Origin of the sequence: Paenibacillus sp. sptzw28, assembly GCF_019550795.1 — a bacterium.
Lineage (GTDB): Bacteria > Bacillota > Bacilli > Paenibacillales > Paenibacillaceae > Paenibacillus_Z.
Genome location: NZ_CP080545.1, coordinates 3,569,122 through 3,581,933, shown reverse-complemented (window position 1 = coordinate 3,581,933; position 12,812 = coordinate 3,569,122). Strand labels below are relative to the sequence as shown.

The window sequence follows — 12,812 nt, the reverse complement described above, 5'->3', positions numbered from 1 at the left end:
AACTTGAGCGGACAAGTCGCTTCCTTTTTTTTGTCCTCGTCCGCATATGATTCTTGATGGAATGTCGGGGGAGTGCTGGGTCAGTGACAAAGATAAAATTAACGATAGACTCTAACGTGAAGGATGAGACGGGGCGCGCGAAGCTGGCCGATCTCCATCTCGCGGTAATCGAGCAGGTAATGCGCCTGGGTATTTGTGAAAATGTAAAAGTGACTCTGGAATGTGGAGGCGCCCTGGTGGACAGCAACCCGGAGGAGGGTTCGCTGCCCGCGCAAGCGGCGGCGCCCAAGGGGGCGCTGAGCGACCGCCAGCAGCAAATTGCAGCCATGCTTTGCGAGCATTATTCTATAAAGCGGATTGCTTCCGAGCTGTACGTTTCGGAAAACACCGTCAAAAAACATATTCAGAACATGAAGAAGGCGCTTGAGATTGATAAATCGGGTGCCGATTTTACGTATGTTTTAAAGCAAATGCTGAAACGGGGGGGAATATGATGAATGAGATACTCCAATCGGATAAGCTATATTATCCGATTGGAGAATGTACCAGTTCTCGCCGACATGCTAATCTATATACAGATACATTGATAATGATTATCATTATCGAATAAGATGATTAGTAAGGGAGGACTGAAGACGTGGTTTTGGTACTGAAAAAAGAGGAAAAGCTTCCTGCAGTCAAAAACTCGGTGGCCGAATGTGTCGGTACAACACCATTGGTCAGACTAAACCGGATGTTCCCGCAATCACATATCGAAGTTATCGCCAAATTGGAGTATATGAACCCGGGAGGCAGTATGAAAGACCGGCCTGCCAGATTTATCATCGAAGAGGGATTCAAGAGCGGCACAATCAATCAAGGGACTCACATCATAGAAAGCACCTCGGGTAATCTCGGTGTTGCTTTGGCAATGATGGCGCGCATTTACGGGTTGTCGGTGACCTGTGTGGTCGATCCGAAAATTGCCCCGACCAACCTGAATATTATGAAACAAATGGGCGCCAATATCGCGATGGTAGAAGAAAGGGACGATCAGGGGGGATATTTGCAAACGAGAATAAAGCGGGTACAGCAGCTTCTGCAGAAGGAGCCGAACGCTTTCTGGATCAACCAGTATGCCAATGATAACAATTGGCGCGCGCATTACGAGGGAACCGGGTCGGAAATAGCCGAATCGCTCGAATATGCGGACATTTTGGTGGCCGGGGTGAGCACGTCGGGAAGCATTATGGGTACGAGCCGGAGAATGCGCGAGAAATTCGCAAAGCTTCGAGTCGTAGCCGTCGATGCTGTAGGCTCGATTATATTCGGCAGCCCGGCGGGCCCACGCGAACTGCCCGGCATCGGAGCAAGCCGGGTGCCGGAATTGTTGAACAGATCGGAAATCGACGAGGTCATCCATGTGGGAGACCGCGATTCGGCCGAAGGCTGCCGGGAGCTTCTTCTCAGCGAGGGCATATTTGCCGGTGGGTCCAGCGGCTCTGTCGTAGCGGCAATTCAGCGATTGATTCCAACGCTTGAGCCGCGCGCGGACAGACCGATTCGGATTGTCACCCTGTTTCCCGACCGCGGGGACCGGTATATGGACCTCGTTTACGATGACCGGTGGGTTCAAGGATTGGAGAGGAGTGTACATATATGAACTTGAAAACAGAAAGCGGAGCTGCGCCTTCGGTACGACCCGAGCGGAGCGAATACTTGGACGGCAAAGCGCCGGAGCTGCTTTATCTGGACAGGGAAACGATCGCGTCGCTTGGCGGCGGAAGCTCCGACCTGTACGTGGAGGCGATTGAACAAGCACTGACGCTGCACGCGAAGGGAGATTATGTCCAGCCGCTCAAGCCTTACCTGCGTTCCAGCGGCAAGGAAGGTCATATCGCCGACCGCATCATCGCTATGCCTGCGCATGTCGGAGGAGATACTCCGATCTCGGGTATCAAATGGATCGGCAGCAAGCACGATAACCTCCTAAGCAGAGGACTTGAGCGGGCCAGCGGCATAATTGCGCTTAACGATCCGCAGAGCAATTTTCCAATCGCTATTCTGGAGGCGGGCTTAATCAGCAGTATGCGTACAGCTGCGGTAACCGCGGTGGCGGCGCGCCATCTGGCCCGCAAAGGATTTCGCCGGGTCTCGTGCATCGGCTGCGGATTGATTGCAGCCGCGCAGCTTCGAACACTTCTCGAACAGTTTTCGCATATAGAAGAGATTCATCTGTTCGATGTAAAAGCCGAGATGGCGGAGCGGCTCATGAGCGACCTTATAACCAGCTATCCGGGCTTAAGCTGCATCGTCGGGAATTCGGCTGAAGAGGCAGCCCGGCAGAGCGAAGTCGTCGTCACCTGTACAGTGACAGACACTCCGTATATTCCGTACGAATGGCTGCAAAAGGGTGCTTTCATAAGCAATACGTCCATAATGGACGTGCAGAAGGATGTTTTCCTGAAGGCGGATAAAGTGGTAGTGGACGATTGGGATCAGTCGAACCGGGAGAAAAAAATAATCAATCAGCTGGTCATTGAAGGGCTTTTCTCCCGCGAGCGGCTGTATGCAGAATTGGGAGAAATCGTGAGTGGACTGAAGGCCGGCCGTGAATCGGATGATGAAATTATTATTCTGAATCCGATGGGGATGGCTATTGAGGATATTGCATGCGCTCGCAGCATTTATCTCAAGGCGCTCAAAGCGGGTGCGGGCGTAAGCCTGAAGCTCTATTAGAAGGGAGTAATCGGGTTTGCAGGTACATTCATTATTGCCGGACGCGGGCTTGATCAGCTTACGGTTGGCCGAGAGGGCGTCCGTTCGGGGGCTGCTTAACAGCTTTTTTCGGGAAATCGGCGTGTTCGACATCAGGGGCGGGCTTCCGGAGACCGGTTTCCTGCCGCCAGTCGTTAAAGGAGAGACCTTCTCGGTCCAGCTGCCGCATAGTAAGAAATGGATCACAGGAATGCTTGATTATTATTCGATGGCGGGACAGCATTTGTACGGAGACACGTTTTATACAAGTGAGACCGGCGGTTCTTTCACTGAGGTGGATACAAACCGTTTAATCGGTACGATTCTGGAAGAAGTCAGCTTATACGACCAGGATGTTAAACGAAGTCAAAGGCTGTCCGAGCTGCGAGGACAAATCGATAACAGCCTGCGGAAGATGCGACTTTATATGGCCGCCGCTCTTGAAAACGCAGATAAAGGAAAGCCCGGACAGCCGGATTACATCGCATCCGAGCAATCTCTTCTGGCGGGACATCCGTTCCACCCGACTCCCAAGAGCTCGGAAGGCTTCTCGGACGAAGAACTTCCTGCCTATGCCCCGGAGCTGCGGGCAGCGTTCCGCCTGCATTATTTTGCGGCATCCGACGTGCTGATCGCAGAAGAGCGCCTGAGCGGTTATGATGCAGACCCTATTCCTTCCGAGGTCATAAATGAGGCTCGGCGGTTACTGCAAGAACGCTGCCCGCACTACCGGCTCATTCCGCTTCACCCCTGGCAGGCGCAGTATGTCAAGCGGGATGAACGGGTTCAGCGGATGCTGGCGGATAGTACGCTCGTCGATCTTGGGCCGCTCGGCAGTCCGGTATACCCGACTTCATCCGTACGCACCGTTTGGGATCCGGGGAGCGGCTATTTCTTCAAGCTCCCGCTGCATGTCAGAATTACAAACTTCATTCGTGAGAACACTGCGGAGCAGGTTCGCCGCACGATGGATGCGGCGAAAATATTGAACAGTATGGGTATCTTCGGTTGTAACGAAAGCTTTCAGATATTGCCGGAAATCGGGTTTGTGGGCATAAGGGGCGGAAGCGATGCTTACAAAGGGCCTCATGAGACGGATGTGCAGCTGTTTGCGAGCTTCGCGGTTGTGTTCCGCAAGGCTCACCAGCTGGTTGGCCGCGAAAGCGGGTCAAGCTTTGTCGTAGCGTCACTGCTCGAATGCCTTCCCGGGGAACGGGAACCGAAGCTGTTGCAAGCGGTAAGAAGGTCCGGCGGAGGAAACATACCAGACCCGGATGAATGGCTGGCCGCATACCTGCGCATTTCAATGCTGCCGCTTCTGAAATTATTTGCGGATTACGGAGTCAGTCTTGAAGCTCACGTGCAAAATTCACTTGTTACGATCGAGAATGGCGTGCCGAGCCGGTTTTACGTACGGGACCTGGAAGGGGTCAGCATCGTTCGCGACAGGTTCGAGCATGCAGAAATGGATCAGACCGTCGTTTCCAGTGATAGTCCCGTGCTGTACTCCGAAGAAGAAGCCTGGTCCCGGTTGAAATACTATTTCTTTGTCAATCATCTGGGTTCGGTCATTCATACCGTCGCTTGGCAGCATCATATGGGGGAGGGCAGACTGTGGAAAGTCGTCCGCAGCCTTCTGGAGAAAGAACTGAAAGAAACGAAATGCTTCAGACTTAGCGGATACATAGAGGATTTACTTGCGAATCCGATACTTCCGGCGAAAGCCAATTTGATCAGCCGATTCCAAGAACGGGGCGAAACGCCGCTTTATGTAGACATTCCAAATTCTATTTATCACTGCAAGGAGGAGCTATGAACCAAACAAACCTGCTGGAGAAGCCGGCTGCCGTTAACGGCGACGACTGGGTGAAAGTGATCAAGCCGGAGCTTATCAAACGAGTTGAAGACAGAATTATTTGCCAATTAATCGAAACGCTGCTGTACGAAGGCATAGTTCCGTTCGACCGGGAAAGCTTGCCGGGCGGAGAAGAACGATTTACCGTTCATGCGCAGAACTCGGACGGCGTTTCCGCAGCCTATGTCTGCACCGGACGGACCAAGCAAAGCTTCGGCCGTATCCGGGTACGCCGTAATTCCGTAAGACGCATCCAGTCCGGCGGTGATCCATCGGAAACGCAGCTCACGGAGTTTGTCAGCGAGGTGCTTGGAAATGCCGGATGCGGCGAACGTCTGCCGGTATTTCTCGACGAGCTGATTCAGACGCTGCTTAAAGACACTCAAGCGCACGCTGTCCGTCTTGCTTCAGCTCTTTCCGCAACGGAAAGATCGTATGACGCTTTGGAAGCGAACGTGCTGGACGGCCACCCATACCATCCTTGTTATAAATCAAGGATCGGTTTCAGCCTGGTGGATAATGCCGCCTTCGGGCCGGAATTCAAACCGGAAGTGAAGCCCGTTTGGCTTGCTGTTTCCGCCGAAGACTGCCGCCTGTCATATTCCAGTGCCATTGACTACGAGAAGTTTATAAAGAGGGAGCTTGGGGATGAAACACTCGAGTGTTTCCACGAAAAGATTAAAGCCGCCGGAGGGGAGCCGGAAGCATTCAGGCTGGTCCCGGTCCATCCTTGGCAGTGGAGAGAAATCGTCGGTGCAGCATTCTACCGGAATATTGCCGAAGGGCGAATAATTGCGCTCGGAGAAGGCGAAGACTCGTATCGGCCGCAGCAGTCAATCCGTACGATGGCGAACGCGGCATCACCGCACAAATCGTATTTGAAGCTTCCGCTCAGCATTACGAATACGTCGACCGGCCGGATTTTGGCCCGACATACGATATTGAATGCATCTCTCATCTCCGATTGGCTTCACGGGCTGCTTGAAGGCGATGAGGCGGCGGGAAGAACCGGGGTTGTGCTTCTGCGCGAAGTGGCGGGTGCCGCATTCGATCATGAAACGCTGCCGGAGCTTGCTCAAGCCAAAGCGTACGGAACGCTCGGCGTGATCTGGCGGGAAAGCCTGCACGGATATTTGTCGGAGAGTGAAGAAGCGGTACCGTTTAACGCACTCTGTCATGTTGAAGCAACCGGACGTCCACTTATCGCTCCCTGGATAGAGCGTTATGGCGTGCTTGAATGGACCGAGGCGGTTATCCGGGCTTCCGTTATACCGATTATCCACATGCTTTATGCGCATGGCGTAGCACTGGAATCGCATGCCCAAAATATGATCCTGATTCATAAGGACGGCATGCCCGGACGTGTCGCGCTCAAGGATTTCCATGATGGAATTCGCTTCTCGCGCCGCCATCTGGCTGACTCGGACGCCTGCCCGCAGCTGAATCCGGTCCCAGGTCATCACCCGAAAATAAACCGCAATTCGTTCATTGAGACGGACGATCCGGCGGTGGTGCGCGACTTTGTCCACGATGCGTTCTTCTTTATCAATATTGCTGAGCTGTGCATGTTTCTTGAGGAGCATTTCGGTTTGGAAGAAGCGGTATTCTGGCGGATCACGGCAGGAGTAATACGCGAATATGAGCGGCAGAATCCGCAGTACCGGGAACGGTTTGAGCAATTCGATCTGTTTGCGGATACGATCCAGGTCGAGCAGCTGACCAAACGGCGTCTATTCGGCGATACGGAGTTCCGCGTGCATGACGTTCCTAATCCGCTCAGCCGTTTCCGCTGATTGGTGCGCTGCATGTTGAGAGAGAACACTCTTAAGCAAAAGCTGGCGGACGGCCTGCACGTTTATGGACTCTTTTGTTCCATCCCGTCCCCGGTCGTCGTCGAGATGATTGGATGCGCCGATTATGATTTTGTCATTATCGATACCGAGCATGTGCTGGTGAATCCGGAAACGCTCGAGAACATGATCCGGGCTGCCGAAGCCGCCCGTATCACAGCGCTCGTGCGCGTGTCCGGGCCGAATCCCAAAGAAATACTGCGGGCTCTCGACGGGGGCGCCCAAGGCATCGTCGTGCCATCAGTCGAGAGCAGGGAGCAGGCGGAGCTTATCGTACGCGCCTGCCGGTACCACCCGCAAGGCACAAGAAGCCTTAACGGAGGAAGGCCTGGGGCGTTCGGCAAGCATGATCTGGTTGCTTATATGGAAAAGGCCAACAAAGAAATTATGGTCGTACCGATGATTGAAAGCCGGGAGGGCGTTGAGCGGGCGGATGAAATATTATCCGTCCCCGGTGTCGATATGGTGCTTGAAGGCGCAGCAGACTTATCGCAATCCTATGGTGTTCCGTGGCAGATGCGCTCTTCCTGCGTCCGGGACGGTCTGCGGCAGGCACACGCCGCAGCGCTGCGCTGCGGCGTGCCGTACTGTGCGATCCCCCGTGCCGCCGAGGACATTGAGGACTGGCTCGGGAGAGGTGTTCGTGCATTCGTGCTCGGGGACGAGCGGGGAGTTTCGTTCCGGGCGCTTCGCGGGCATCTGCGTACATATTCGGAGAAAAGTACGGAAAGGAAACCGCAATGAATAATGTGAAGATGGGAAACAAGGTTCTTGATTACATCGATCAATGGGCGCAGACCCGGACAGACCCGGTTTGCGCGTTCATTTACGATTTGCAGCTGCTGCAGGAGCATGCCGCCCGGCGCGTGCAGTCGCTCCCTGAACAGTGCAGGTTATTTTATGCAATGAAAGCAAACTCGGATAAGGAAATATTGAAGCAGCTATGCGGGATCGTCCATGGCTTCGAGGCTGCATCGCTCGGGGAAATTCTTCAGATCAGAGACGTATCGCATGACGTGCCGATACTGTTCGGCGGACCGGGGAAGACCGACCGGGAAATTGAAGGCGCAATCGAACACAGGGTCAGTCTGATCCATGCGGAGAGCATCCATGAGCTGCGGCGCATTAACGTTATCGCGCAGAAGCACGGAACGACCGTTCCGGTTCTGCTGCGGGTCAACCTTCGCACTTCCCTTCCCGAAGCGACGCTTGCTATGGGGGGGAGACCGACTCAGTTCGGGATCGATGAAGAGGATATCCCGGAAGCGATCCGCACCGCTTTGTGTTTGTCTTCTATAAAGGTAGAAGGATTCCATCTTCACTCGATCTCGAACAATCTGGATGCAGAACGCCACGCCGAGCTGGTCTCTCTATACTGCATGCGTGTCCGCCAGTGGGCCGACGAGTTCGGCTTGACCGTTTCCGTGCTTAATGCGGGAGGCGGCATCGGCGTTAATTATGCGGATCTGGACAGCCAGTTCGATTGGGATACGTTTGTAAGCGAGCTGAGTAACGTGCTTGACAAACAGGCATGGGACGGTCTGCAGCTGTACTTTGAGCCAGGGAGATACATTACGGCAGCATGCGGCTGGTATGCCGCCCAGGTGATTGACATCAAGAGAAATCACGGCAAGAATTACGCAATTGTCCGAGGGGGCACCAACCATTTCCGGCTGCCAGTTTCCTGGCAGCACAGCCACCCGTTTGAGATCGTACCTCTTGAGCGCTGGCCATACCCTTTCTCAAGAACGGAGCTTACAGATGAGGAAGTTACGGTAGTCGGGCAGCTGTGCACTCCGAAGGATGTGCTGGCAAGAGATGCGCATATCGGGTGTCTGAGAATCGGGGATGTCGTCTTGTTTCGCTTCGCCGGTGCTTACGGCTGGTCCATATCCCATCATGACTTTCTGAGCCATCCGCATCCCGAGCATATATTCCTGCCGTAAGTATATCTCAGAAGCGAGAGGAGAGACCTATGATTGATCCGATTACGGTCCAAGCCAGGGACAATGCGGCTATTGGCACGCATAGCCTCGACGAAGTCGCGCTGGCCTCGTCTTATGTGCTGACCGATTTGGTTAACGCCTTACTGGCGGAAGGACTGCTGCCGGCAGGCGGACAAGCCTTGGCGGTGTATGCCGGCGAGCTGCCGGGACAGCTGCGTGACGCATATCTTGCGGCCGATGCCGCGAATGCGGAAAAACTCGTGCTGCAGTGTCCGGTCCCCGGGGCCGGGAATTCCCGCCTGCTTATTCCGGTGGAATCCGCTTATCATGTGCCGTACCGGTTTACCGGCAGCGCTATTATTCAAGCGGATGCAATGGATAACGGCTGCGTTTCGCTTCGGAACCTGGATCTGGACGCTCTGTTGTCGTTATTGGCTGAATGCGGGGGCACTTATGCTTCAGAAGGGGATTATGATTGGGTTCGCTTATGTGAACAGGTTCGAATATCGGTAAGGCATAAGACGTTGTCGCTTCAAGTGCAGACGACGGTCGGCTCAGGGCCGCCTGCATTTCCAGCCTCCCTTCTGGAGCTTGAACGGTGGTCAGCGCTGAGGGACCGCCCGTTTCACCCGGCGGCCAAAGCCAAGGAGGGCTGGGACGACAAGGAGGTTATCCGTTACAGTGCGGAGTATGCCGGAACCTTCCCGCTCGAGTGGGTGGCATTAAGACGTGATGTGACATTGCCCGGAAGCGGCACTGAGGGACTTGATCCCGCCGGGCTTCTGCTGCACCGGAAAGAACAAAGCCTGTTAGCGGCGGCTTTCGAGCGGCTTGGCTTAAGCAGTGACGAATATACCGCATTGCCGGTGCATCCTTGGCAGCTGGAACGTATGCTGCCCCGGGAGCTCGGGAGCGAGCTGGAAGCCGGCGTATGCATTCCCCTGGGAATTTCGGCCGGCGAATACGCGGCAACATCCTCGGTCCGTTCCTTGACCCCGCTCGATGACGGACATCATGTGAAGCTGCCTCTTGGAGTTGTTTCTCTCGGGGCAATTCGCTCGCTTCCTGCGCTTTATATGACGAACGGCGATAAGGGGCAGCGGCTGCTTGAGCAGCTGCGGGGCGCCGATGAGACGTTATCCGAGCGGCTTTTCCTGTGCGATGAAACCGCTTGGTGGGCTTTTATGCCCAAAGCGGGAGACTGGTTTGACGACCGCCCAAGACATCTATCCTGTCAGATTCGCCGGTATCCGGCGATAGACCAATCGCATCGTCTGGTGCCGATGTCGGCATTTTCCGTCAGCGGGCCCGGAACGGGCGGCGGCCACTTATTCGACTCCTGGCTGGAATTGCGGGAGATGCGGCGGGGCGAGGATACGGTTTTGCAGTTATTCGGCGAAATATGCGACGAATATTTGACTATTTGTATGCACATGCTGCGCTTCGGCGTTATGCCCGAGGTTCACGGACAGAACGTGCTGCTTGTTCTGAAGCACGGAAGGACAGCGGGAATTGTGCTGCGCGACCACGATACCGTTCGTCTCTATCTGCCTTGGCTTGAAAGAAACGGCCTTGCCGATCCCGGATATATTGTCAAACCGGACAGACCTAATTCGCTTTACAACAAGTCGGCGGAGCAGCTGCTTTCTTATTTCCAGACGCTAGGCATTCAGGTGAATTTATATTCAATTGCCGATTCACTTGTAAAGTGGTGCGGAATAGAAGAGGAGCTGCTCTGGAAGGCGATCCGCGAAAGTTTGAAGCGGGCGGTCGCCTGTGCCGGTATACCGGATGAAGACCGGAGCACGGTGGAAGAGCTGCTGTTCGAACGGGAAACGTGGCCCTGGAAACAAATTATAACGCCGCTGCTGCAGCAGCAGGGGAGACCCGGAGGAAGCATGCCCTCGGGAAGCGGGCGGGCGCCGAATCCATTCTTTAATCTAATCGATCGCGGGCTGAATGTAAAATGAGTGGACTTTCGGATTGGAAAAGAAGCTTGCGGCTGCTGTGGGGAGGTCACTTTTTATCAACCGCAAGCCTGACGGCAATCGCGCCTTTTCTGCCTATGTATATGGAGGAAATGGGCAGGAGGGAAGGCGTTATGCTCTGGAGCGGGCTGGCTTTGGCGGCGCCGGCTCTTTCGTATGCGCTGACGGCGCCGCTTTGGGGTAAACTCGGGGACCGGCTCGGCAGGAAGTGGATGGTCGTACGGGCACTGCTTGGCATTTCGCTCGTTCTTATCGCAATGGGGCTGGCCCAAACCCCGGCGCAGCTGCTGGTGCTGCGGCTGCTTCAAGGTGTGCTTGGAGGCGTAGTGGATGCAGGAGCCGCCTATGCCGGAGGCGCCGTACCGGAGAAGGAGCGGGGAAAAGCGTTCGGGAAGCTCGAGGGTGCGGTGGCCGCCGGGTCGCTCGCGGGACCGCTGATTATCGGTCTGTTCTGGGGGACGGTCGGTTTCCGGGCACTGCTTCTGCTGCTGGGGGGGCTGCTCCTCCTGTGGTCGATTTTGGCTGCGCTTGGTTTGAAAGAAGGAGAACGCAGGCCCGCGCATGTGTCGCAACATGCAGGGATTCCCGCCGTTCTGCGCGAGCTGTTTGCCGACCGCATCTGCAGATCATTTATAATGGCTGGAATTTGCGCCAATATCGGCGCTTACGGGCTGGTCTCGGTATTTGCTCCGCAGGTTAATCTGTTAGTCTCGGATTCGGGTAATGCAGCCTTATGGATCGGCTTGCTGCAGGGCGTAACCTGGGCGGCCTCTTGGGCAGCGTCTTCCTGGTGGGGGAGGCGCAACGATATGGCTCCGGTCGAACGCAACTTTGCCTGGGCGGCTGCGATCTGCGGACTGGCGGTTATGCTGCAATCGGCCGTCTCCAGTCCCGAATGGCTGATTCCTCTGAGGCTGGTGCAGGGCTTCGGCTTCAGCGCGCTGCTGCAGTCCGTATTCCTTGTCGTCTGCCGGACATCCAGCGCCGACCGCAGGGGTACCAGCATCGGTTCAGCCAGCGGAGCCCTGGTGACCGGACAAATTGCCGGTCCGCTTACGGGAGGGCTGCTTGCGGGGGTGTACAGCTCGGCCTTCGTCTTTATCTTGTTCGGGGCCTTCTTCGTGCTCGCGTCGCTCATAGTTGCAGCGGCCGCCAGGTCACCGCTTGATTCACCGGTTAAAGGAGCAATCAGATGAATCATATATCGGACTACATAACAAGCTGGAAAAGCACAAATCCGGGTGAGCCGTTCAGCGCGTTTATATACGATATTGGCGAGCTGAAGCGAAATGCAGAGCGAATCGTCGCCTCATTACCTTCAGGCGTAAAATACTTTTATGCGATTAAAGCGAATTCGGATAAAACGCTGCTCGGGACGCTTCTACCCATTGTAAACGGCTTTGAGGTAGCATCGCTGGGGGAAGTCTTAAAAGTGCGGGAGGTATCCCAAGAAGCCGAAATTATATTCGGCGGCCCGGGCAAAACGGACAATGAAATTGAGGAGGCTCTGCGCCAACGGGTTTCCCTGCTTCATGTTGAAAGCATCTCCGAGCTGCTGAGGACGAACTGGATCGCTGAGCGGTTAGGCACGAATGCCGATATTCTGCTGCGGGTAAATCTGCGCGGACCGCTGCCGGCAGGAACCTTGCAGATGTGCGGGGTGCCTTCGCAGTTTGGCATCGATGAAGCGGATATTGCTCAGGCGATAGAGCTAGCCCAAGGCTGTCCTGGCATTACGCTGCGCGGTTTTCATTTCCATTCGCTGTCCAATCAATTGGATGCGCTGCAGCATGCTGCCATGATTAGGCATTATATGAGTCGCGCGAGACAGTGGCAAACCGAATTCGGTCTGGATTTACGCTATGTGAATGCCGGAGGAGGCATCGGAATCAATTACGAGAGTCTTGAAGCCCCCTTCGATTGGAACTCATTTATCAGGCAGCTTCGGAATATAATCGGTGTGGAATCAGAAGTAGGGTCATGCCCGGAAATCCTGTTCGAGTGCGGCAGATATACGGCTGCGTCGTGCGGTTATTACGCGGCGGAAGTGCTGGATCTCAAGCGAATGCGGAATTCCAATTTTGCAGTTTTACACGGGGGACTGCATCAATTTCTGCTCCCGGGAGCTTGGAAGCACCGGCACCCGTTCTATATCGTACCGGTCGACGATTGGCTATACCCCCTTCCCAGGGAGGAGATCAATGACCTGCCGGTAACAATTGCAGGCCGAATGAACAGCCCAAGGGACATTCTGGCGCGCAGCAACAATGTGATGAGGCTTCGCACCGGGGATGTAATTGTATTTCCTTATGCCGGGGCATACGGCTGGTCAATCTCCGCACATGATTTCAGCAGCCTCGAACACCCAGCGTTCGTATATATCACGTAACAAGAACGACCGCAGCGCAGGTCAGGCTCGTACGCCTCGCCTGCGGGC

General features: G+C 55.0%; 10 protein-coding genes. All 10 read left to right on the top strand.

Annotated elements, in window-relative coordinates:
* Nucleotides 1-83 precede the first annotated feature (83 nt).
* The 10 genes from KZ483_RS16190 (at nt 84) to KZ483_RS16145 (ending at nt 12,764) form a co-directional block, all read left to right on the top strand.
* The gene (locus KZ483_RS16190; protein WP_220348476.1) at nt 84-494 is read left to right on the top strand and encodes a helix-turn-helix transcriptional regulator; all 411 of its coding nucleotides are present in this window, start codon (nt 84-86) and stop codon (nt 492-494) included.
* Nucleotides 495-637: 143 nt separating this feature from the next.
* Nucleotides 638-1,642: a 2,3-diaminopropionate biosynthesis protein SbnA gene (gene sbnA, locus KZ483_RS16185; protein ID WP_309568586.1), complete on the top strand. Its 1,005-nt coding sequence runs from the start codon at nt 638-640 to the stop codon at nt 1,640-1,642.
* Nucleotides 1,639-2,718, top strand: coding sequence for a 2,3-diaminopropionate biosynthesis protein SbnB (gene sbnB / locus KZ483_RS16180; protein ID WP_220348475.1), 1,080 nt, complete (start codon nt 1,639-1,641; stop codon nt 2,716-2,718). The genes sbnA and sbnB overlap by 4 nt, the downstream gene beginning before the upstream one ends.
* 16 nt (nt 2,719-2,734) lie before the next feature.
* Complete coding sequence (locus KZ483_RS16175; RefSeq protein WP_220348474.1) at nt 2,735-4,552, top strand: IucA/IucC family protein; 1,818 nt, start codon at nt 2,735-2,737, stop codon at nt 4,550-4,552.
* Nucleotides 4,549-6,384, top strand: coding sequence for an IucA/IucC family protein (locus tag KZ483_RS16170; protein ID WP_220348473.1), 1,836 nt, complete (start codon nt 4,549-4,551; stop codon nt 6,382-6,384). Before KZ483_RS16175 ends, KZ483_RS16170 begins: the two co-directional genes overlap by 4 nt.
* 12 nt (nt 6,385-6,396) lie before the next feature.
* A complete protein-coding gene (locus KZ483_RS16165; RefSeq protein ID WP_220348472.1) occupies nt 6,397-7,185 on the top strand; it encodes an HpcH/HpaI aldolase family protein in 789 nt (262 codons plus the stop codon).
* Between the two features lie 11 nt (nt 7,186-7,196).
* A complete protein-coding gene (locus KZ483_RS16160; protein ID WP_220348471.1) occupies nt 7,197-8,387 on the top strand; it encodes a type III PLP-dependent enzyme in 1,191 nt (396 codons plus the stop codon).
* A 29-nt stretch (nt 8,388-8,416) separates the two neighbouring features.
* Complete coding sequence (locus tag KZ483_RS16155) at nt 8,417-10,357, top strand: IucA/IucC family protein (RefSeq protein WP_220348470.1); 1,941 nt, start codon at nt 8,417-8,419, stop codon at nt 10,355-10,357.
* Complete coding sequence (locus tag KZ483_RS16150; protein ID WP_220348469.1) at nt 10,354-11,571, top strand: MFS transporter; 1,218 nt, start codon at nt 10,354-10,356, stop codon at nt 11,569-11,571. Before KZ483_RS16155 ends, KZ483_RS16150 begins: the two co-directional genes overlap by 4 nt.
* Nucleotides 11,568-12,764: a type III PLP-dependent enzyme gene (locus KZ483_RS16145; protein WP_220348468.1), complete on the top strand. Its 1,197-nt coding sequence runs from the start codon at nt 11,568-11,570 to the stop codon at nt 12,762-12,764. Before KZ483_RS16150 ends, KZ483_RS16145 begins: the two co-directional genes overlap by 4 nt.
* Nucleotides 12,765-12,812 lie beyond the last annotated feature (48 nt).

Excerpts from the sequence above, each read along its gene's own strand:
- sbnB (WP_220348475.1), top strand. The coding sequence starts at position 1,639 with ATGAACTTGAAAACAGAAAGCGGAGCTGCGCCTTCGGTACGACCCGAG.
- KZ483_RS16170 (WP_220348473.1), top strand. The coding sequence starts at position 4,549 with ATGAACCAAACAAACCTGCTGGAGAAGCCGGCTGCCGTTAACGGCGAC.
- KZ483_RS16165 (WP_220348472.1), top strand. The coding sequence starts at position 6,397 with ATGTTGAGAGAGAACACTCTTAAGCAAAAGCTGGCGGACGGCCTGCAC.
- KZ483_RS16160 (WP_220348471.1), top strand. The coding sequence starts at position 7,197 with ATGGGAAACAAGGTTCTTGATTACATCGATCAATGGGCGCAGACCCGG.
- KZ483_RS16155 (WP_220348470.1), top strand. The coding sequence starts at position 8,417 with ATGATTGATCCGATTACGGTCCAAGCCAGGGACAATGCGGCTATTGGC.
- KZ483_RS16150 (WP_220348469.1), top strand. The coding sequence starts at position 10,354 with ATGAGTGGACTTTCGGATTGGAAAAGAAGCTTGCGGCTGCTGTGGGGA.
- KZ483_RS16145 (WP_220348468.1), top strand. The coding sequence starts at position 11,568 with ATGAATCATATATCGGACTACATAACAAGCTGGAAAAGCACAAATCCG.